The organism is Microvirga brassicacearum (genome assembly GCF_008757455.1).
Lineage (GTDB): Bacteria > Pseudomonadota > Alphaproteobacteria > Rhizobiales > Beijerinckiaceae > Microvirga > Microvirga brassicacearum.
Map to the genome: position 1 here is coordinate 13,126 of NZ_VCMV01000037.1, position 19,193 is coordinate 32,318.

Genomic DNA, 19,193 nt, shown 5'->3' on the forward strand with positions numbered 1-19,193 from the left:
CGTGCGCACCCCGAGGCGCGGCTTGATGGCGTATTTGCGCTCGCGTCCCGAAGTGGGCGGTCTTAAGATCTACCGCACCGGCATCATCCATATCGACAACGGAGAGCGCCGGAGCTGGTGAGGACCTTCAGGCGCATGGAAAATCGGAATGCAAGTACCCTGGCGCGGCGGATCGCCCAGGGCAAAGGCTCGATGCCGGCCGATCTAGTGATCCGCGATGTCAGATTATTCGATCTCGTCACCGGGACGTTGACCCGCACCGACATCGCCATATGCGGCGACACCATCGTGGGCACCTACGGACGCTATCGCGGCGACCGCTCAATCGATGGACGCGGACGTATCGCCGTGCCGGGCTTCATCGACACGCACCTGCATGTGGAATCGTCGCTTGTGACGCCTTTCGAATTTGACCGCTGCGTCCTTCCGCACGGTGTGACGACCGCGATCTGCGATCCGCACGAAATGGCGAACGTCGTCGGAACGGCAGCCTTCGATTATTTTCTGGCTGCTGCCCAATGCACCATCATGGACCTGCGCGTGCAGTTGTCGAGCTGCGTTCCGGCGACTCATCTCGAAACGTCAGGCGCGCGGATCGACGCCGACGATCTCGCGCGCTATCGCGATCATCCAAAGGTCATCGGCCTTGCGGAGTTCATGAACTTTCCCGGCCTGCTTTCTGCCGATCCGGACTGCCTCGACAAGATCGCGGCCTTTGCCGACCGTCATATGGACGGCCATGCACCGCTGGTGCGCGGGCTTGATCTCAATGGTTATCTGGCGGCCGGCATTCGAACGGACCACGAGACGACAACCGCCGCGGAAGCGCTGGAGAAAATCCGAAAAGGAATGACGGTGCTGATCCGCGAGGGCTCCGTATCGAAGGACCTGCACGCGCTGGCGCCTCTCCTGTCGGTTCAGACATCGCCATTTCTGGCGTTGTGCACGGATGATCGTAATCCCCTCGACATCGCGGAGGAAGGTCATCTGGATTACATGATCCAGACGTTGATTTCCCTTGGCCGTGAGCCGCTCGCCGCCTATCGCGCAGCGTCGCTCACCGCCGCGCAGGCTTTCGGATTGAAGGACCGCGGCATCATCGCGCCGGGCAAGCGCGCGGATATCGTGCTGCTCGACGATTTGGAAACTTGCGCCGTGTCGGATGTGGTGAGCGCGGGACGCCTCGTGGACCAGGACCTGTTTGCGACGCGCAACACCGTCGAACCTGTCGGCCGCAACAGCGTCAGGCTCGAACCTGTCGGCGCCGATGATTTTCGGGTCGTTGCGTCGGCCCATGACGTGCCGGTGATCGGCGTCATCCCGGGGAAGATCATCACCGAGAACTTGCGGGCCATTCTGCCGTCAGTGGACGGTTTTGCGGCATGCGATCTTGCCCGCGACATCGTGAAGGTCGTGGTGGTGGCGCGTCACGGCTTGAACCGCAATATCGGCCGGGGTTTCGTCAAAGGATTTGGGATGAAGCGCGGCGCCATCGCGTCTTCCGTCGGGCACGACAGCCATAACATCTGCGTCGTGGGTGTTGCCGACGCGGACATGGCAGCAGCCGTCAATCGTCTGCGCGAGATCCAGGGAGGTTTCGTTGTCGTGGCGGACGGCGAAGTGCTCGCCGAACTCGCGCTTCCCATCGCCGGGCTGATGAGCGACCTGCCCTACGAGGATGTGCGGGATGCGTTGCATCCGCTGCGCAAGGCAGCAAAGCAACTTGGCGTGACACTGGCCGAACCATTCCTGCAGGTGGCATTCCTGCCGCTGCCCGTCATACCTCACCTCAAGATCACCGATTTCGGCCTCGTTGACGTCGACAACATGGCGTTGGTGGAGTGAGTATGTTCGAGGGCTTCATCCATCGCCGGATTGCGACCTCGGAAGCGGTGATCAATCTGCGACAGGGCGGCAGCGGGCCACCGCTGCTTCTCCTGCACGGCCATCCCCAGACACATGTGATGTGGCACCGGATCGCGCCGGAACTCGCGAAAAGCCACACGGTTATCTGTGCCGATCTTCGCGGCTACGGCGACAGTTCCAAGCCCGCGACGACCCCGGATCACGAACCTTATTCGAAGCGCGCGATGGGGCGCGACCAGGTGGAGGTGATGCGGATCCTGGGCTTCGACCGGTTTGCGGTCGTCGGGCATGATCGTGGCGGGCGCTGCGCTTATCGAATGGCGCTCGACCATCCCGACGTGGTCGCTGCTCTTTCGGTGCTCGATATTCTACCGACGGCGGAGCATTTCCAGCGCACCGACATGTCGTTTGCGATGGGCTACTGGCATTGGTTCTTCCTGGCGCAACCCTATGATCTTCCGGAGCGTCTCATCAGTGCGGATCCGGATGCGTTCTATCTAAGGCGCGGGCGGTCGATGTTCGATCCTGACGCCTTGGCCGAATATCGCCGGAGTTTTTCCAATCCCGAGACGATCCACGCCATGTGCGAGGATTACCGCGCCGGCGCGGGCATCGATCTGCAACTCGACAACGACGATCACAAGTCCGGTCGTCGCATCGCGTGCCCGGTCCAGGCACTATGGGGGCTGCAGGGGCCGATCGCGCGCTGGTACGACGTTTGCGCGATCTGGCGGGATTGGGCGACCGATGTCGAAGGGCAGGGAATCGATTGCGGTCACTATCTGGCTGAAGAAGCGCCCGACGCCACGCTCGCAGCACTTCAGGCGTTTTTGACCAAGGCCTATGGGTCGTAAGGGAGCGCGTGTCCGCGGCCTGTTCAACGCGCAGCAAAGGGCGCGATGGCGAATCCGTTGGCCTCGAGTTTCGCACGAATGGCGCGCGCCATTTCGACCGCGCTAGCCTCGTCCCCATGCACGCAGATGGTGTCGATCTTGAGCGGGATGCGGCGTCCCGATTGAGTCACGATCTCCCCGTTCTGCAACGTGCGCAACACCCGCTCCGCGGCAGCGGTCGCGTCGTGCAGGACGGCCCCTTGCTTTTTCCTACTCATCAGCGTGCCGTCATCCTCATAGGCGCGGTCCGCAAAAAACTCGCGCGCCACCTGAACGCCGATCCGGTCGGACGCTGTCTCCATCAGCAAACCCGGCATGCACACATTGACGAGTGCCGCGTCCACGCCCTTGATCGCACGGGCAATGGCGAGCGCCAGGTCATCGTTCTCGTTCGCCATGTTGTTGAGCGCCCCGTGAACCTTCACATAGGTGACGCGGTGACCCGCAAGTGCGGCAACTCCTTGCAACGCTCCGATCTGGTAGGCGAGCATCCGCTCGATTTCGGCCGGGCTGTCGCCGGTAATCATGCGTCGGCCGAAGCCCGCAAGATCGTTGAAACCGGGATGCGCGCCGAGCGCGACGCCTTTTTGCTTCGCCATCGCGGCGGTGCGAAACATGATGGACGGATCGCCGGCGTGGAAACCGCAGGCGACATTGGCCGACGAGACGATGTCCAGCATCGCCTCGTCATCGCCCATGGGCCAGGGCCCGAAACCTTCGCCCATGTCGCAATTAAGATCGATCGTGGTTGTCATTATACCAGCACCGGCTGCGCCTTTTGACGCCCCACATGGAACACGCGCTTGTAGCGCTCGATCTCGGCTGGAGGTCCCATCGCCTTGGTGGGATTGTCCGAGAGCTTCACTGTCGGGCGGCCATTCGCCGAGATCACCTTGCAGACAATCGAAATCGGATCGAGGCCACCATCGGGCGCAAGACCCCTGAAGTCGTTGGTCAGGAGCGTTCCCCACCCGAAACCCATCCGCATGCGCCCATTGAAATGCCGATGAACGCGTTCGATCACGTCGACGTCGAGGCCATCCGAGAAAATGGCGAGTTTTTCCCTAGGTTCTTGCCCGCGCTCGCGCCACCACGCAATCGCCTCCTCGCCCCCTTCGATGGGATCCTTCGAGTCGATGCGGATGCCGGTCCAGTTCGGCACCCAGTCGGGTGCATTCGCAAGAAAGTTCGAGGTCCCGTATGTATCGGGAAGGATGACCAGAAGATTGCCCTGATAATCTTCCTGCCAATCCTGCAGGACGCGATACGGCGCTTTCGCCATTTCACCGTCGCTTTTTGCCAGCGCCGTATAGACCATCGGAAGCTCGTGCGCGTTCGTGCCGACAGCCTCCACCTCCCGGCGCAACGCGATCAGGCAGTTTGACGTGCCGAGAAACGATGAGCCGAGCCCTTCGATCATCGCCTGAACGCACCAATCCTGCCATAGGAAGCCGTGCCGCCGGCGGGTGCCGAAATCGGAGATCGAAAGTTCCGGCAGCGTCTTCAGGTGATTGATCTTCTCCCACACGCGCGTCATGGCGCGGGCGTAGAGCACCTGGAGCTCGAACTTGCCCATGTCCTTCAACACGCCGCGCGAACGAAGCTCGTTCAGGATCGCCAATGCGGGGATCTCCCACATGGTGGTCTCGATCCATGGGCCATGGAACGTCAGGACGTATTGACCGTCCTCCTTCTCAAGCAGGTATTCGGGAAAGCGGAAGGACTCGAGCCAGTCCATGAATTCCGGCGAGAACATCTGGCGCTTGCCGTAAAACGTGTTGCCGCGGAGCCAGGTCGATTCGCCGCGTGTCAGCGAGAGCGAGCGCACATGGTCGAGCTGCTCGCCCAATTCCTGGGCGTCAATGAGATCGGCAAGACGGATGCGCGTCGTGCGGTTTTGAATCCCGAAGGTCACCTGCACATCGCGATGCCGACGAAAGATCGTCTGCGCCATCAGCAGCTTGTAGAAATCCGTATCGAGCACCGAACGCACAATCGGGTCAATTTTCCAGGTGTGGTTGTAAACCCTGGTCGCGATGTCCGCCATCGCCAGCTCCTTGCAGCGTCGGGAAGCCCGGACAATAGCGAAGCCTAAGCCCTAGCGAAAGGCGATGTTTCCCCTTCGCCGGATGTTTCTCCCTCCTGAGACCGCCACCCTAACCGTGCAGGTCAACCTTGGCGTTGTCGCCTGGATTGGCGGCCTCGCCCGTGACCGCGGCCTTCACGTAGCCAGCGAGGTGCACGATGGTGGAGGATGGGCTGTCCCAGAATTCGCCACGCTCGGGGTGGACGCGAATCAGGCCGATCTGCGGGTCGTCCTTGCCGTTGGGAAACCACGCTCTCATCGGCTCGGACCATTTCTCTGCGATCTTGGCCTTATCCGCAACGACCTCGGCCTTGCCGCTCACCGACACATAGGTCTGGCTGCCGGGATCGGCATAACCGAGGCTCACGTCGGTATCGCGCGTAATCTCCTGGGCCTTGGGAGCGTCGATCCGGGTGAAAAACCAAAGATCGCCATGCTCGTCGGCCTCCTGACTGTACATCGGTCGCGTGTGCAATTTGCCGCTGCTATCGACCGTCGTCATCATCGCGATCTTCACATCCTTGATCAGATCGTAGAGCTTGCTGGCATTCGGGTCGTTTTGCCCATGCTGGTGCATTATTGGCTCCTCGTCGTCTGGAGAAATTCGAAAGCCGGGCTCGGCAGCCGGTCGGCCTGCGCCGCCCCGGCGAATGTGAGGACAACACTGAAACGTCGCTTTAGTTCGGGAAATTGCCTGCCTGGACACCAGCGTGCCTTAACTCCCGGCTGAAGGCCGTATACATGGATGCGAGAGCACGCGGCGGGCAGCGAAGGAGACTCGATCGTGACGGTGACACGTGAACGGGTGATGCAGGCATTAGCGGAGGTCGCCGTCGATGCCGGAGGCGCGACGCTGGCGGATTCCGGCCGCCTCTCCGAGGTGCTGGTCGATGAAAGCGGGCGTGTCATGTTCTCCATCTTCATCGATCCTCCGGAAGCCCCCGTCATGGAAAACGTCCGGCTTGCGGCGGAAAAAGCCGTGCGCGCCATCGCCGGTGTCACGGGCGTGTTCGCAACCCTCACCGCCGAGCGGGAGGGCGGCACCACAGCACCGGCCACCCCGCCGCCCCCTCGTCCCCATGCACCGAAGCAACCAAAGACCCAGCGCATTCCCGGCGTCGGGCATGTGATCGCCGTGGCATCGGGCAAGGGCGGCGTCGGCAAATCGACGACGGCCGTCAATCTGGCGCTTGGCCTGCATTCGCTCGGGCTGCGCGTCGGACTGCTCGACGCCGACATCTACGGCCCGTCCGTCCCCAAGCTCCTCGGCATCCATGGCAAGCCCAAACTCCTCGAGGGCCGCATCCTCGAACCGATGGAGGCCTATGGCCTCAAGGTGATGTCGATCGGCTTTCTGGTCGACGAAGAAGCGGCCATGATCTGGCGGGGTCCGATGGTCATGTCGGCGATTACCCAGATGCTGCGCGAGGTCGCATGGGGCGATCTCGACGTGCTGGTCGTCGATATGCCGCCCGGCACGGGAGATGCCCAACTCACCATGGCGCAGGCGACGCCCCTTGCGGGAGCCATCATCGTTTCAACACCGCAGGATCTCGCCCTGATCGACGCGCGGCGCGGCGTCTCGATGTTCAGGCGGGTGGAGATTCCGATTCTCGGCATCGTCGAAAATATGGCGACGTTCATCTGCCCGCATTGCGGGACGGCCTCTGACATTTTCGGGCATGGCGGCGCACGACACGAGGCCGAAAGGCTCGGCGTGCCGTTCCTGGGCGAAGTGCCGCTCACAATGTCAATCCGCGAGTCGTCGGATGCAGGGCGACCGGTCGTCGCCTTGGAGCCCGATAGCCCGCACGCTGCGATTTACAAATCCATGGCACAGCAGGTCCAGACCGCATTGGCGGGCGCCGGCACACGGGCGGCACCCCGCATCGTGATCGAGTGACGGATAGCGATGAACGATGATCCGGCGAGCGAGGCGAGAATACGGGACCTGGACCTGTCAGGATTGAAATGTCCCCTGCCCGTCCTCCGAACGCGCAAAATTCTGCAGCGGATGCGGCCGGGAGAGCGGATCCGACTGACCTGCACGGATCCGCTCACGATCATCGATATCCCGAACCTCGTCCGTGACACCGGCAATATCCTGGTCGCGCACGGTGAGGAAAAGGGCAAGCTGCACTTCGTGATCCAACGCTCGGCCAAACCCGAGACGCCCAAAGGCCCAGCGAGAGCCGAGCCCTAGAGCCAGGTCGATTTGGAGGACACCAAATACGTTTCTGGCATCAGAGATGCGGTCAATCTCACGCGCGTTTGCCGCGCAGCGTGTCCTTGATGCCGCCGATCACATTCTGCACCTTGCCCTTGGCCTTATCCATCTTGCCCTCGGCTTCAAGCTTGCTGTCGCCGATGGCTTTGCCGGCGCTTTCCTTGACCGATCCCTTGACGTTCTTGGCGCTGCCTTCCACGCGGTCCTTGTCCATCTGAATTCTCCTTCCGGATTGAGCGCGAGTTTGAAACGCGGCCACGCTGAAAGAGTTTCGCGCCTATGCGTAAGATGAAAGTCGCAGGAGGTGCCGTGGCGCACATGGCGACGAAAGGGACGAAACTATTCTAATATCAATAACGTTATATCGTGAATTTCCATTGAGAATGACGTTGCCAGAGCCCGGTCCTCCGCAGAAGAAAACCCTAAAACGCGCGAAACTGCTCACCCGACCCACGAAGCCGGGATCGAGCCTCGATCGCATGACGCTGCTCGCACACCAGCTCAAGGCTCCTCTGTCGGTCATCTCGGCGCTCGCCCAGAGCCTCGCCCGGCGCGGCCATCGCATGCCCTCCGATGATGTCCGCGAGCGAGCCAAAAAAATCTGGCTCGCGAGCCGCCGTCTCGACGAGCTGATCGGCACGATCATGAACTTCACCCGTGCCAATGCGGGCGGCATCGTGCTTCATCGCACGCTCTTCGACATCAAGGCCGTGCTTCATCGCATCAGCAGAGAGCACGAGCAATTGTCCGGGTTCCGTCGCTGCAAACTCGATATTGACGTTCTGCCGGATCGGTTGAGCGGCGACGCCGTTCTGATCGAGCAGGCTCTCGGCATCGTGCTCGCCAATGCGCTGCGCTACTCCCCCGAAGACAGACACGTGGTCGTGACCGGTTCGGTCTGCGAGAAAGCCATCGCCGTTACGATTGCTGATGAGGGAATCGGAATTCCAGCAAGCGACCTGCCATTCATCAGTCAGCCATTCTTTCGCGCCGCAAATACGAAGCACGTCCCCGGGACCGGCCTCGGCCTCAGCCTCGCTCGTCACATCGTTTCCCTGCATTCCGGAAAATTGCTGATCGAAAGCGAGGAGGGCAGAGGCACCGTCGTGCGAATCAAACTGCCTCGCGAACCGGACTGACGACACGCTCCCAAACGTTCATGCGGAGCGGATCAGGATGCAGCGGAAGTCATTGACGTTCGTCAGTGTCGGCCCCGTGACGACCAACCGGTCGAGAGCCTCGAACGCCGTGTACGCGTCATTGTTCTCGAGACATGCTGCGAGGTCGATCCCTCGTTTCTCCGCCTCGTCAAAAAGACTGCCGTCGAACCACGCGCCCGCATTCGACTCCGATCCGTCGATGCCATCGGTGTCACCGGCGATTGCCGAAATACGGCTGCCGTTTCCAACCGCCAACGCAAGGGCGAGCAGGAACTCGGCATTGCGGCCGCCACGGCCGTTCCCATGCACCGTCACCGTCGTCTCTCCGCCCGACAGCAGCACGCAGGGCGGTCCAAGTGGTTCGGCATGCTCGACAACCGACCGTGCTATTCCGGCAAATACCCGCGCGACCTCCCGCGCCTCGCCTTCGATCGCATCGCCGAGGATCATCGGAGTAAGACCCAAGGCCTTGGCCTGTTTGGCGGCCGCATCCAAAGCCATCTTCGGTGTCGCCAGCATATGAACGACGCTCCGGCGCGCTGGCGCCACCGTCGTGTTTGCCCGGATTGCAGCGATCACGTGATCCGGTACGGTGACACGATAGCGATGCAGGATGCCAAGCGCCGTTTCCGGGTCGACAATGTCGGATAATGTCGGGCCGGACCCGATGCTCGACGGGTCGTCTCCGGGGACATCGGAGATCAGATACGTCACGAGCTGCGCTGCGCCGACGCTCGCGCCCAGCCTCCCGCCCTTGATGGCAGAGAGCGATTTTCGCACGAGGTTGATTTCACCAATGGGCGCTCCTGATCGCAACAGGGCGCGGTTGATGGTTTGCTTGTCCTCAAGCGTTATCCCGGCCGCCGGGAGTGAGAGCAGTGCAGACGCGCCGCCTGAAATCAGGCAGACGACAAGGTCATCCGCGGTCGCCGATTGCGCGAGCGCGAGAACCCGTTTCGCCGCATCGACGCCTGCTTGGTCGGGGACTGGATGCGCCGCTTCGACGACCTCGATCCGACGTGTCTTTGCGCCATGGTTGTAGCGCGTGACGACCAAACCCTCGCAGGAGCCACCGGCCCGATCCCATGCCTCCTCGAACGCCGCCGCCATGCGGGCCGAAGCCTTGCCGGCGCCGAGAACGATGGTGCGTCCGCTCGGACGCGCGGGCAGCCGCCCGTCGAATTTTCCGTCGGGTAGAGCGGCCTCGAGCCCCGTCTGGAAAAGAAGGCGCAGAATTTCGGGGTCGTTCGACATGGGCTCACGGTTGTCCATCGGGCATTCCGAAGACTGGTTTCCTGATCGGCATCGACCGGTTCCTTTGACGGATTCGCGCTAAAGATAGCTCACAGAAGACAACGTGACGCACAAAATAGCACCGTTGCCGTACGCGGTGAAAGTCAGGCCTCGAACCTACGGCCGGCTGCTTGAAATCGCGGACCGTGCCTCTTAGGGTCCGCAATGTTTAGCGAGCCTTAGAAAGCACCATCCCATGCGCCCCTCCAGCTGCCGCAACGTCCGCCCGCCCGCGATCGGGAACGCCTGATGCGCCCTCTGTCCGAAATCGACCGCGGCACGCTTCGCAGGGTCCGCGTCGTACTCGCCGATATCGACGACACGATCACGAGCGAGGGCAGCCTCACGGCCGCTGCCTACATGGCCCTTGAGAACCTGCACCGCGCCGGTTTCATCGTCATGCCCGTCACCGGCCGACCTGCCGGCTGGTGCGATCACATCGCACGGATGTGGCCGGTAGATGCGGTGGTGGGAGAGAATGGCGCCTTTTACTTTCACTACGATCGCGCCGCAAAAAAAATGCACCACCATTTCTGGGCTTCGGTCGAAGAGCGGCGAAAGAACCGAGCGCGGCTCGCATTGATCGAGCGGGAAGTCCTTTCCGAGGTTCCAGGTTCGGCGCTTGCAAGCGATCAGGCTTATCGGGTGGCGGATCTCGCCATCGACTTCTGCGAGGATGTGCCGCCCCTCTCCGAAACCGACATCGACCGGATCGTCGCGATTTTCGAGCGGCATGATGCGATCGCGAAGGTCAGTTCGATTCATGTCAACGGCTGGTTTGGCGACTACAATAAGCTGAGCATGGCAAAAATCGCGCTGGCAGACCTCTTTGGACTGAATTGGGAGAGCGCCCGGGACACGGTGGTTTACGTTGGCGATTCACCCAACGATGAGCCGATGTTCGGGGCTTTCCCGTTGAGCGTTGGCGTCGCCAACATTCATGCATTTGCGAACCGCCTTAAAAGCAAACCGGCCTTTGTCACGGCCGCCCATTCGGGCGAGGGCTTTGCCGAATTGGCGACCCTTCTGCTGAACGCCCGGAACGCCGCCTAACCACCGCCTAGACGAGGGCAAGACGCCATGAAGTTGCTGACCTGGAATATCCAATGGGGTCTCGGCTGCGACGGAACAGTCGATCTTTCGCGGATCGTTTCGACGGCACGGGCCTTCTGCGACGCAGACATTTTCTGCTTCCAGGAAATTTCTCGCGGCTTCACGGACTACGATCATGGCGAGGATCAGCCGGCGGTGCTCGCGAGATTGCTGCCGGACTACACGGCGATCTTTCGCCCTGCGGTCGATATCACGTCGCCCGACGGAAAGCGGCAAGTCTTTGGCAACATGATCCTCTCGCGCTTTCCGGTGTTGCAGGTGACAAGCCATATGCTGCCGTGGCCTGCAACCGAAGCGCGCACGATGCAGCGTCAGGGCCTCGAGGCACTCGTCGAGACTGAGTTCGGACCCGTCAGCGTCACCACTTGTCATCTGGAGTTTCATTCGGTCGAGCATCGCGAAGCTCAGGTGCGCGAACTTCGCCGGTTGCATGAAGAGCGGGCCAAGCGCGGGCGTCTCTCGTTCCGCGATCGCACCAGCGGTCCTTATCGGACCATCGCACCTGCGGTGGCGGCACTGGTTTGCGGGGACTTCAATTTCGAACCGCACGACCCGCTCTACGGCGAGATGCAGGCGTTGTTTGCTGACGACGTCCCCGCTTTTGTCGATGCTTGGGCCGCGCGACACCCGCGGGAGCCGCACGCGCCGACAGCGGGCATCGCCGATGTGGCTCAGTGGCCCGGCGGCGCTCATTGCCGAGACTTCGTCTTCGCCACCGAAAACCTGCAGCACAGTATTCTTGACGTCCGGGTCGATACGGAAACGACGGCGTCCGATCATCAGCCGGTCGCCGTCGAGTTCAACATTCGCCCGCTATAGGATCGAACCTGACCGTGGAGTTGGTCAGGTTCGGATATGTCAGATTCCGCTGAGACAGACGTATTTGATCTCGAGGAAGCCCTCGATTCCATATTTCGAGCCTTCGCGGCCGAGGCCGGATTGCTTGACGCCGCCGAAGGGTGCGGCCTCGTTGGCGAGGAGGCCGGTATTGACGCCGACCATGCCGCTCTCGAGCGCCTCGGCGACACGCCAGACACGCGCCATGTCCCGCGAATAGAAGTAGGAGGCGAGGCCGAATTCCGTGTCGTTGGCCATCGCAATCACGTCGCTCTCGTCCTTGAAGCGAATGATCGGCGCGAGCGGTGCGAACGTCTCTTCCTTTGCCAATTTCATGTTCTGCGTGATGCCCGTCATCACCGTCGGCTCGAAGAACGTACCGCCCAGTTCCGAGCGCTTACCGCCCACAACGACCTTACCGCCCTTGGCCAGGGCATCGGCCAGATGCTCTTCCATCTTGGCCACCGCGCGGTCGTCGATCAGCGGGCCCTGCGTGACCCCGCTCTCCGTTCCGCGCCCGAGTTTGAGATCGTGGACCTTCGCGGCGAGCCTTTCGGCAAACGCATCGGCCACGCTGTCCTGAACGTAGATGCGGTTGGCGCAGACGCAGGTCTGGCCGGCATTGCGGAATTTCGAGATCATCGCGCCCTCGACGGCGGCATCGAGATCGGCGTCATCGAACACGATGAAAGGTGCGTTGCCGCCGAGCTCAAGCGACAGCCGCTTGATCCCATCCGCCGCTTCCTTCATGAGCCAGCGACCGACGGCCGTCGAGCCCGTGAAGGTGATCTTCGCAACCTTCGGATTGTGGCAGAACTCGTGCCCGATCGGTTTTGCGTCGCCGGTGATCACCGAGAATGCGCCCTTCGGCACCCCTGCCCGCTCGGCCAGAACCGCCAGTGCGAAAGCCGCAAGCGGCGTCTGCGCCGCGGGCTTCAGCACGATCGTGCAGCCAGCTGCAAGCGCGGGGCCGACCTTGCGCGCAATCATGCCGTTTGGAAAATTCCACGGCGTGATCGCGGCGCAAACCCCCACCGGTTGCTTCAACACCAGGATGCGCTGATCGGCGCGCGCCTGTGGGATGATGTCGCCGTCGATGCGCTTGGCCTCCTCGGCGAACCACTCGATATAGGCGGCGTTGGACACCACCTCACCCTTCGCCTCCGCCAGCGGCTTGCCCTGTTCGGTGGTCAGAATCAGCGCCAGATCGTCGGCATTCGCCAGGATCAGTTCGTACCACCGCTTCAGGATCTGGCTGCGCTCCTTGGCCGTACGGCGCGCCCAATCCTTCTGGACCTCATGCGCCTTGTCGATCGCCCGGCGCGCGACCTCAGGACCGAGATCCGGCACTTCCATGATGATGGCGCCATCGAAAGGATCGGTGACGGCGATCGTCTTGCGTCGGGAGCCTCGATCCATTCGCCCGCCACGTAAGCCTTGCCCACCAGCAGCGACGGATCCTTCAGATCCAGCACGCGACGGTCGACGGGTTTCTGATGTGCAGTCATCGGTTTTCTCCACGATTCAACTGGAAAGAGAAGCTCAACATGGGCCGCGCGGTCACGCCGCGAGAGCCTGCTCGAGCACCGTCATTCCCTCGTCGATGAGTTCGTCGGACGCTGTCAACGGCACGAGAATGCGGATCGTATTGGCATTGGTTCCGCACGACAGCAGGATCAGACCGTTCTCGTGGGCACGCCGGGTGACCGCTTTCGTCGCCTCCGCATCGGGCTGCTGGGATGCACGGTCGGTGACGATGTCGAACGCAACCATGCCGCCGGGACCGCGAATTGCGGCGATCGGCAGGAGATCGTTGCGCTGCTGGAGTGCCGAGAGCTTCGCCTTCAAACGCGCCCCGATGGCATTCGAGCGCTCGACGAGCTTTTCTTCCTCGAAGATATCGAGGACGGCCAGCGCTGCCACGCACGAAAGGGGATTGCCCGCATAGGTGCCGCCGAGGCCACCCGGTTCGGCCGCATCCATGATGGCGGCCCGCCCGATGAGGCCGGAGAGCGGGAAGCCGCCCGCTAGGCTCTTGGCCACACAGATGAGGTCGGCCTCCACATCATAATGTTCCATCGCGAACATCCGGCCGGTGCGGCCGAAGCCCGTCTGCACTTCATCCGCGATGAGAACAATGCCGTGCTCGTTGCAGATGCGGCGCAAGGCGCGCATCAGTTCGGGGGGCGCCTGATGGAAGCCGCCTTCTCCCTGCACGGGCTCGATGATGATTGCGGCAACGCGCGAGGGGTCGATATCGGCCTTGAAGATGAAGTTGAGGAACTTGAGGGAATCCTCGACCGTGACGTCCAGTTGCGGCACCGGGAACGGAACGTGCCAGATACCCGGCATCACCGGGCCGAGGCCCTTCTTGTACGGAATGACCTTTCCGGTCAGGCCGGATGCGAAAGCAGTGCGTCCATGAAATGCGCCGGTGAAGGCGATGACGCCTGAGCGGCCAGTGGCGGCGCGGGCGACCTTGACGGCGTTCTCGACGGCTTCTGCCCCGGTCGTGAAGAATACCGACTTCGTCGCGCCGGTGATGGGGGCCAATGCATTGAGGCGCTCGGCCAATTCGATATAGGACTCGTACATCAGCACCTGAAAGCAGGTATGGGTGAACTTCTCCATCTGCTCGCGGACGGCCGAGATGATTTTCGGGTGACAATGGCCGGTGTTGAGAACCGCAATGCCACCGGCGAAATCCACGTAGCGATTTCCCTCAACGTCCCAGATTTCCGCATTCAGGGCGCGTGCGGCGGAAATCGGCGTTGAGTGGCCGACGCCACGCACAACGGCAGCATTGCGGCGCGAAAGCAGTTCTTCGTTAGTCGTCATGATGGACTCGCTTGGTGATTGTCGCTCGTGAGCCTAGAGGCAATCCGCTGGCGTCGACAATCAGCTTATTGGCTGCCAAACGATGCATTGAATGCATCATTGCCGCCCTCGCTCGACAGCACGCTTTTCAGCCAGCCGCGCAGGGCGGTGATCTGTGGATCCCGCCGCCGTTTCGTGGGCACGACGAGATAGTAGCCGCCGAGGTAACCCCGACTGGAGCCGATCTCAACCAGGCGCCCTGCCGCAATGTCTTCCTCGATGAGGAAGCTGTTCGCCAGCGCCACCCCCTGCCCCAGTCGCGCTGCCTCAATGGCAACATGGGCATGCCACAGGCGGGGACCGCGCAATTCGGGCAGGTTTGCTACGCCCATCTGCTCGAACCAACGCTCCCAGTTCTCGGTCGATTCCTCATGGAGGAGCGGCGCCTTCAGGAGATCTTCTGGCGACAGGAGCGGAGGCAGACGCTCTCTGAAGGCGGGGCTCGCCACGGGAAAAACCCGAGTCGGCGCCAGCAACTCGGCGCTCAGATCCGCCGCGGGGGCAAAGTCGTAAAAATAGACGATCTCCGCATCCGCTTCGCCGGTGGCGAAATTGGCATGCGCCAGGGTCGGCTGCAGCAGGATGTCCCAGTCTTGCAACTGCGCATCCAGTTCCGGAAGGCGTGACAGCAGACGCCGATTTGCCAAACCGGGCGTGCACCAGATTTCGAGACTCTGGCGCTGCGCCGGCCGTGCGTCTCGCGTGGCCTGGCGCAGTAAATCGAAAGCCCGCGAGACCTTTGCCTGGAAGGCCTCGCCTGCGGATGTCAGCTTGAGACGCCGGCCACGCGGCTCGACCAGAGCGGCACCGAGATCAAGCTGAAGGTTCTGCAGATGGCGGGAAACCACCGTGGGACTGACGGCCAACTCCTCGGCAGCCGCGCGCACGCTCCCGGTGCGGGCCACCGCTTCGAAAGCCCTGAGGGCAACGAGAGACGGAAGGCGCGCCGTCACGGCGAAGCCCCGACATGTGGCATGTCGTGGCCTCTCGTCGCGGGCCTGGGAGAGTCGCCCGTCACGAGCTCAACGCGCGCGCGGCCTCGATCGCCAACGGAGCGAAGCGCTTCCTGAAATCTCCCGCAGACCAGTCGCTCATCGATCCGGCGATATGAACCGCTCCGATCGGCACGCCGACGCCGTTGCGGATCGAGGCGGCGAGGACGATTTCACCGAGAAGTGCCTCCTCGGACGCAAAAGCATAGCCGTCGCGACGGGCTTCATGAATCTTCCCCCACACGGCTTCCCTGTCGACGATGGATTTGGGCGTGATCGGTCGCAGCTCGGAACGCGCGAGAATATCCGACACGACGTCATCGCTCAATTGAGCAAGACATGAACGCCCGCCCGTGGAGATGAAGGTCGGAAGACGCCGTCCCGCCAGTGTGGCGTAGAACGTCTCTCGTTTGCTTTGCAGGCGGATGGCGTAGACGATGGACAGATTGTCGTGCTTGGCATCGAAGAGACTGAGATCAACGCGCTCTCCGGTGATCTTGCGCAGGTCTGTCAGCACGGGCGTTGCCCGTTCGATCAAGGGGTTGGAGCGCTGATAATCAAAGAAGCGATCGAGAAATACGCGGCCAAGCGTAAGGCCGCCATGATCTGCCTGCTCGAGATATCCGCGGCTCAGGAGTGTCTGCGCGATGCGCTGCGCGGCGCTCTTGTTGATGCCCGCCGCGGTGGCAATTTCACCAAGCGACTTCGCCTTTGGTTCGGCCGCATACGCTTCGAGAACATCGAGCGCCCGAGCCACGGATTGCAGAAATAGCCGCTCGTCGACGACTGGGTAGCGTTTCTTTTTATTCATTTCCCGAACCGATGAGAGGTTGAAGCGAGGATCACCTGGTCGTTCGCTGCCGTCCCGTTGCAAAAATCAAAACACCGCAAAGTAAATGCGACGGCGCCGTATTGCCTGTCAATATGGGCCAGGAGATTACGCACACAACATGAAGCACCTGCCTCCACGCCTTCCTGGCCGATCAGGCGGAGACGAGAAAGTCGCTCGGCGTGGCGTCTCTGGGGCAATCGAGGATTGCCTTGAGGCTGAAGTCGAAGGCTTCGAAATCGTGGAGGGTCGGTGGTTGTGGCAGCGCGAGAACTCGCCGTGCCATCATGTTGTCGCTGGGCCGGTTGATGGATTCCACCCCCAGAAAGCGACCGTTCGCGAAGCAGAAAACAGCGAAACGGCCATCCTCCACCGATCCGCGGACAACGCAATGATCGTGGCCGGTGGTGATGCCCGCGATCTGCAGCTTGACGTCGCCCTGATCGGACCAGAACCACGGTACGGCCCGATAGGGCAGCGCCTCACCAAGAAGACGGGCCGCAACGGCCCGTCCTTGATCGGCGGCGTTCTGGACCGATTCGAGACGGATCGGAGCGCGCGCAAACACGTTGGGATGGACGGCGCAATCTCCAATCGCCGAAATCCTCGGATCGCTGGTCAGCAGATGATCGTCGACGAGAATCCCGCAATCGGTCGCTAGGCCCGCCTCCGCCGCGAGTTCACAATTCGCGACGGCTCCAATCCCCACCACCACGAGATCGGCCTTCAGGACCCGGCCATCGCCGAGGCGCACACCCGTGACGACATGGTCGCGACTTTTGATTGCTTCGATGGTGGTCTCGAAGCTGAATTCGACGCCCCAGCTTTCGTGTCGCCGTTGAACAAAGGCCGCAGCCGGCGGGGTGACGGCGCGCGCCATCATCCGCGATCCCGCCTCAACCACGTGGACGTTGCGCCCCAGTTTTCTTGCCACTGAGGCGAACTCAAGTCCGATGAAGCCGGCGCCGATTACCACGATGTCGTTGGCTCGCGCGACCTTTTCCTTCAGCCCGATCGCATCCTCGATGGTACGGAGATAGACCACGTGGCCGAGACCTGCGCCCTCCACGAGGAGCCGACGCGGGCGTGAACCCGTCGCGATCACCGCGTGCTCGTACGGAATCGTCTGGCCCGCACCGCAGACCATTGCACACGAGGCGCGATCGATCGCCGTCACCTCGGCATCGGGCAGGAAGTCGATCTCGAGCTTTTCGAACAGCGTTTGCGGCCGGAAATGCAGGCTTGCCTCGTCTGCCAGACCATGGAGAAACGCCTTCGAGAGTGGCGGGCGCTGATAGGGGAGCCGCTTCTCGTTACCGATCAGCGTTACCGGCCCGCGAAAGCCACCTTCCCGAAGCGAGAATGCGGTCTGAAAACCTGCCTGCCCCGCCCCCACGATCACCATCCCGGCACACACGTGAGATCTCCTTCTCGGTTCGTCCCAATGCGGTGTTTAGATCTGGGATTCGGGAATTCTGACTCGTATGCCATCGAGGCGATCACTCACCTCGATCTGGCAACAGAGGCGGCTATTGTCGCGGCGTTCACTCGCTGTCGCGTCGAGCATCTCGTTTTCCATCGAAGAGGGCGGGTTGAGCTTGCTCAGCCATTCCTCGTCCACATAGATGTGACAGGTGGCACAGGCCATAGAGCCCCCGCACTCGGCGAGAATGCCCGGCACCTGATTGGCAAGCGCCGCGTGCATGATGCTGTCGCCGACCTTGGCCGTGACTTCGACAGCCTCCGAATCGGGCCGGATGAAAACGATCTTTGTCATTGAATCCTCACGCTGCGACGACACTCAGCGGCACCGTCTTCAAGCTCCGCAAGTTGTTGTTGAGCTTGCGGGTCGGCTCGCCTTCGAGCCTCAGTTCACGAATTTGCGTAGCGACGGCCTTGAGGGCCAACTCTCCCTCGAGCCGCGCGATCATCTGCCCGATGCACATATGGATGCCATTGCCGAGGGCCAGATGTCCAAACGTCGAGCGGTTCAAATCAAACGCGTCCGGCCGTTCCCAGAAGTCTGGATCCCGGTTGGCGGAGGCAAGCAATATCAGGACCTTGCTGTCGTTCGGGATCATCGCCCCGTCGACCTCGACCTCCCGCATCGTTTGACGACACACGGTCTGGATCGGCGTTTCAAGCCGCATCGCCTCTTCCAAGGCGGCCCGCGCACGGGACGTATCCTCCCGCAGAAGCGCGAATTGCGCCGGGTCACGCGCGAGATAATAGAGCGCCGCCGATATGCTGCTCGTCGTGGTGTCGAGCCCGCCGCGCAGGAACGAACGGATAAGCAGCGGTGCTATCTCCGGTTCGATGTCGCCAGCATCTGCTGCGGCGAATATCTTCTCGCCAAACCCGCTCGGCATCATCGCCTCGCGTGTCATGCTGTCATTGTACCAGTCGATGATCAGGTCGGCGCGTTTCTGCGTCTCCTCATAGCGCGCGTTGCGCGGGCCCTGACCGTCGAAGTTCAGCTCACCGAGGAGGAAGAGATTGGCTCGCCTCTCCGGCGACCACTTCAACCCGAGGGCATCCGGAAAGGTCTTGGAAACATAAGTTTCTGCGAGATCATCGACGGCGTCGAACGTGCCGCGTTTGACCAGCTCTGCGACAAGCCGGTTCGCCTCACGTTCGAACTCCTCTCGCCACGCGCGAATGACCGTTGGCGAGAGGATCCGCTGCAGCGCCGTGCGAACTTTCGTATGCTGCGGCGGGTCGACTTCGACGATCGGGCTCCCCGGCCGCCAGGCATCGGGCTTGCGAATATCGGCCAGCCCCGATCCACCCGTCGATGAAAACGTCTCCCAATCCTTCAGGGCCGGCTGGATGTCGCGATGGCGACCCATGACGTAGACGCCGTATTTCTTAAGGAAGCCGACCGGCCCGGCCCGCCGGACCTCTTCATGCATGGCGAAAGGCTCGTTGAGAACCTCGTCCGTGTAAGGATCGATCTCCAGAACGGGGATAGACCCGCCAAGGACCTGCGATGCTGATGCGCTCATGCCCTATCTCTCCCT

General features: G+C 62.0%; 18 protein-coding genes and 1 pseudogene. 7 read left to right on the forward strand and 12 right to left on the reverse strand.

The annotated features are described in order from the left end of the window. The first annotated feature begins 135 nt into the window (after window positions 1-135). Together ade and FEZ63_RS19050 are read left to right on the forward strand one after the other, a co-directional pair. Window positions 136-1,845, forward strand: a complete 1,710-nt coding sequence (gene ade, locus FEZ63_RS19045) for an adenine deaminase (protein ID WP_150947446.1) — start codon at window positions 136-138, stop codon at window positions 1,843-1,845. A 2-nt stretch (window positions 1,846-1,847) separates the two neighbouring features. Beyond that, entirely contained in the window at window positions 1,848-2,720 is an 873-nt protein-coding gene (locus tag FEZ63_RS19050) for an alpha/beta fold hydrolase (protein ID WP_150947448.1), read from the forward strand. Between the two features lie 23 nt (window positions 2,721-2,743). Here the strand turns inward: FEZ63_RS19050 and FEZ63_RS19055 are convergent, their stop codons facing one another. The 3 genes from FEZ63_RS19055 to FEZ63_RS19065 all read right to left on the reverse strand — a co-directional run bounded on the left by FEZ63_RS19055 (window position 2,744) and on the right by FEZ63_RS19065 (window position 5,422). Continuing rightward, entirely contained in the window at window positions 2,744-3,514 is a 771-nt protein-coding gene (locus tag FEZ63_RS19055; RefSeq protein ID WP_150947450.1) for a LamB/YcsF family protein, read from the reverse strand. Next, window positions 3,514-4,806, reverse strand: coding sequence for a nicotinate phosphoribosyltransferase (gene pncB, locus FEZ63_RS19060; protein WP_150947452.1), 1,293 nt, complete (start codon window positions 4,804-4,806; stop codon window positions 3,514-3,516). The genes FEZ63_RS19055 and pncB overlap by 1 nt, the downstream gene beginning before the upstream one ends. Window positions 4,807-4,915: 109 nt before the next feature. Then, entirely contained in the window at window positions 4,916-5,422 is a 507-nt protein-coding gene (locus tag FEZ63_RS19065; RefSeq protein WP_150947454.1) for a pyridoxamine 5'-phosphate oxidase family protein, read from the reverse strand. Window positions 5,423-5,629: 207 nt separating this feature from the next. Between FEZ63_RS19065 and FEZ63_RS19070 the strand changes: the two genes are divergently transcribed. Beyond that, window positions 5,630-6,748 (forward strand): Mrp/NBP35 family ATP-binding protein, encoded by a 1,119-nt coding sequence (locus FEZ63_RS19070; RefSeq protein ID WP_150947456.1) that lies wholly within the window; start codon window positions 5,630-5,632, stop codon window positions 6,746-6,748. Window positions 6,749-6,757: 9 nt separating this feature from the next. Then, window positions 6,758-7,048, forward strand: coding sequence for a sulfurtransferase TusA family protein (locus FEZ63_RS19075; protein ID WP_150947458.1), 291 nt, complete (start codon window positions 6,758-6,760; stop codon window positions 7,046-7,048). Between the two features lie 58 nt (window positions 7,049-7,106). On the opposite strand, the gene FEZ63_RS19080 is transcribed toward FEZ63_RS19075, so the two are convergent. Further along, the gene (locus FEZ63_RS19080) at window positions 7,107-7,286 is read right to left on the reverse strand and encodes a CsbD family protein (protein ID WP_150947460.1); all 180 of its coding nucleotides are present in this window, start codon (window positions 7,284-7,286) and stop codon (window positions 7,107-7,109) included. A gap of 265 nt (window positions 7,287-7,551) precedes the next feature. Between FEZ63_RS19080 and FEZ63_RS19085 the strand changes: the two genes are divergently transcribed. Continuing rightward, window positions 7,552-8,211 carry a sensor histidine kinase gene (locus FEZ63_RS19085; RefSeq protein ID WP_162419788.1) on the forward strand — a complete coding sequence of 220 codons (660 nt, stop codon included), beginning with the start codon at window positions 7,552-7,554 and terminating at the stop codon, window positions 8,209-8,211. An 18-nt stretch (window positions 8,212-8,229) separates the two neighbouring features. On the opposite strand, the gene FEZ63_RS19090 is transcribed toward FEZ63_RS19085, so the two are convergent. Next, window positions 8,230-9,504 (reverse strand): glycerate kinase type-2 family protein, encoded by a 1,275-nt coding sequence (locus FEZ63_RS19090; RefSeq protein ID WP_244622888.1) that lies wholly within the window; start codon window positions 9,502-9,504, stop codon window positions 8,230-8,232. A 270-nt stretch (window positions 9,505-9,774) separates the two neighbouring features. Between FEZ63_RS19090 and FEZ63_RS19095 the strand changes: the two genes are divergently transcribed. Next, the gene (locus FEZ63_RS19095) at window positions 9,775-10,578 is read left to right on the forward strand and encodes an HAD-IIB family hydrolase (protein WP_150947464.1); all 804 of its coding nucleotides are present in this window, start codon (window positions 9,775-9,777) and stop codon (window positions 10,576-10,578) included. 27 nt (window positions 10,579-10,605) lie between these two features. Continuing rightward, window positions 10,606-11,457 (forward strand): endonuclease/exonuclease/phosphatase family protein, encoded by an 852-nt coding sequence (locus FEZ63_RS19100; RefSeq protein WP_150947466.1) that lies wholly within the window; start codon window positions 10,606-10,608, stop codon window positions 11,455-11,457. Window positions 11,458-11,496: 39 nt separating this feature from the next. On the opposite strand, the pseudogene FEZ63_RS19105 reads toward FEZ63_RS19100, so the two are convergent. From FEZ63_RS19105 to FEZ63_RS19135, 7 genes and pseudogenes are all read right to left on the reverse strand, one after another. Continuing rightward, window positions 11,497-12,983, reverse strand: a pseudogene (locus FEZ63_RS19105) (NAD-dependent succinate-semialdehyde dehydrogenase). A gap of 52 nt (window positions 12,984-13,035) precedes the next feature. After that, entirely contained in the window at window positions 13,036-14,313 is a 1,278-nt protein-coding gene (gene gabT, locus FEZ63_RS19110; RefSeq protein ID WP_150947468.1) for a 4-aminobutyrate--2-oxoglutarate transaminase, read from the reverse strand. Window positions 14,314-14,378: 65 nt separating this feature from the next. After that, on the reverse strand, window positions 14,379-15,305 hold the full coding sequence (locus FEZ63_RS19115) for a LysR substrate-binding domain-containing protein (protein WP_150947470.1): 927 nt from the start codon (window positions 15,303-15,305) through the stop codon (window positions 14,379-14,381). Between the two features lie 61 nt (window positions 15,306-15,366). Then, complete coding sequence (locus FEZ63_RS19120; protein WP_150947472.1) at window positions 15,367-16,155, reverse strand: IclR family transcriptional regulator; 789 nt, start codon at window positions 16,153-16,155, stop codon at window positions 15,367-15,369. Window positions 16,156-16,327: 172 nt separating this feature from the next. After that, complete coding sequence (locus FEZ63_RS19125) at window positions 16,328-17,590, reverse strand: NAD(P)/FAD-dependent oxidoreductase (RefSeq protein ID WP_244622889.1); 1,263 nt, start codon at window positions 17,588-17,590, stop codon at window positions 16,328-16,330. Window positions 17,591-17,626: 36 nt separating this feature from the next. Next, window positions 17,627-17,950, reverse strand: a complete 324-nt coding sequence (locus tag FEZ63_RS19130; protein WP_150947473.1) for a 2Fe-2S iron-sulfur cluster-binding protein — start codon at window positions 17,948-17,950, stop codon at window positions 17,627-17,629. A gap of 7 nt (window positions 17,951-17,957) precedes the next feature. Next, window positions 17,958-19,178: a cytochrome P450 gene (locus FEZ63_RS19135; protein WP_150947475.1), complete on the reverse strand. Its 1,221-nt coding sequence runs from the start codon at window positions 19,176-19,178 to the stop codon at window positions 17,958-17,960. Window positions 19,179-19,193 lie beyond the last annotated feature (15 nt).

Excerpts from the sequence above, each read along its gene's own strand:
- ade (WP_150947446.1), top strand. The coding sequence starts at position 136 with ATGGAAAATCGGAATGCAAGTACCCTGGCGCGGCGGATCGCCCAGGGC.
- FEZ63_RS19050 (WP_150947448.1), top strand. The coding sequence starts at position 1,848 with ATGTTCGAGGGCTTCATCCATCGCCGGATTGCGACCTCGGAAGCGGTG.
- FEZ63_RS19055 (WP_150947450.1), bottom strand. The coding sequence starts at position 3,514 with ATGACAACCACGATCGATCTTAATTGCGACATGGGCGAAGGTTTCGGG.
- pncB (WP_150947452.1), bottom strand. The coding sequence starts at position 4,806 with ATGGCGGACATCGCGACCAGGGTTTACAACCACACCTGGAAAATTGAC.
- FEZ63_RS19065 (WP_150947454.1), bottom strand. The coding sequence starts at position 5,422 with ATGCACCAGCATGGGCAAAACGACCCGAATGCCAGCAAGCTCTACGAT.
- FEZ63_RS19075 (WP_150947458.1), top strand. The coding sequence starts at position 6,758 with ATGAACGATGATCCGGCGAGCGAGGCGAGAATACGGGACCTGGACCTG.
- FEZ63_RS19080 (WP_150947460.1), bottom strand. The coding sequence starts at position 7,286 with ATGGACAAGGACCGCGTGGAAGGCAGCGCCAAGAACGTCAAGGGATCG.
- FEZ63_RS19085 (WP_162419788.1), top strand. The coding sequence starts at position 7,552 with ATGACGCTGCTCGCACACCAGCTCAAGGCTCCTCTGTCGGTCATCTCG.
- FEZ63_RS19090 (WP_244622888.1), bottom strand. The coding sequence starts at position 9,504 with ATGGACAACCGTGAGCCCATGTCGAACGACCCCGAAATTCTGCGCCTT.
- FEZ63_RS19095 (WP_150947464.1), top strand. The coding sequence starts at position 9,775 with ATGCGCCCTCTGTCCGAAATCGACCGCGGCACGCTTCGCAGGGTCCGC.
- FEZ63_RS19100 (WP_150947466.1), top strand. The coding sequence starts at position 10,606 with ATGAAGTTGCTGACCTGGAATATCCAATGGGGTCTCGGCTGCGACGGA.
- gabT (WP_150947468.1), bottom strand. The coding sequence starts at position 14,313 with ATGACGACTAACGAAGAACTGCTTTCGCGCCGCAATGCTGCCGTTGTG.
- FEZ63_RS19120 (WP_150947472.1), bottom strand. The coding sequence starts at position 16,155 with ATGAATAAAAAGAAACGCTACCCAGTCGTCGACGAGCGGCTATTTCTG.
- FEZ63_RS19130 (WP_150947473.1), bottom strand. The coding sequence starts at position 17,950 with ATGACAAAGATCGTTTTCATCCGGCCCGATTCGGAGGCTGTCGAAGTC.
- FEZ63_RS19135 (WP_150947475.1), bottom strand. The coding sequence starts at position 19,178 with ATGAGCGCATCAGCATCGCAGGTCCTTGGCGGGTCTATCCCCGTTCTG.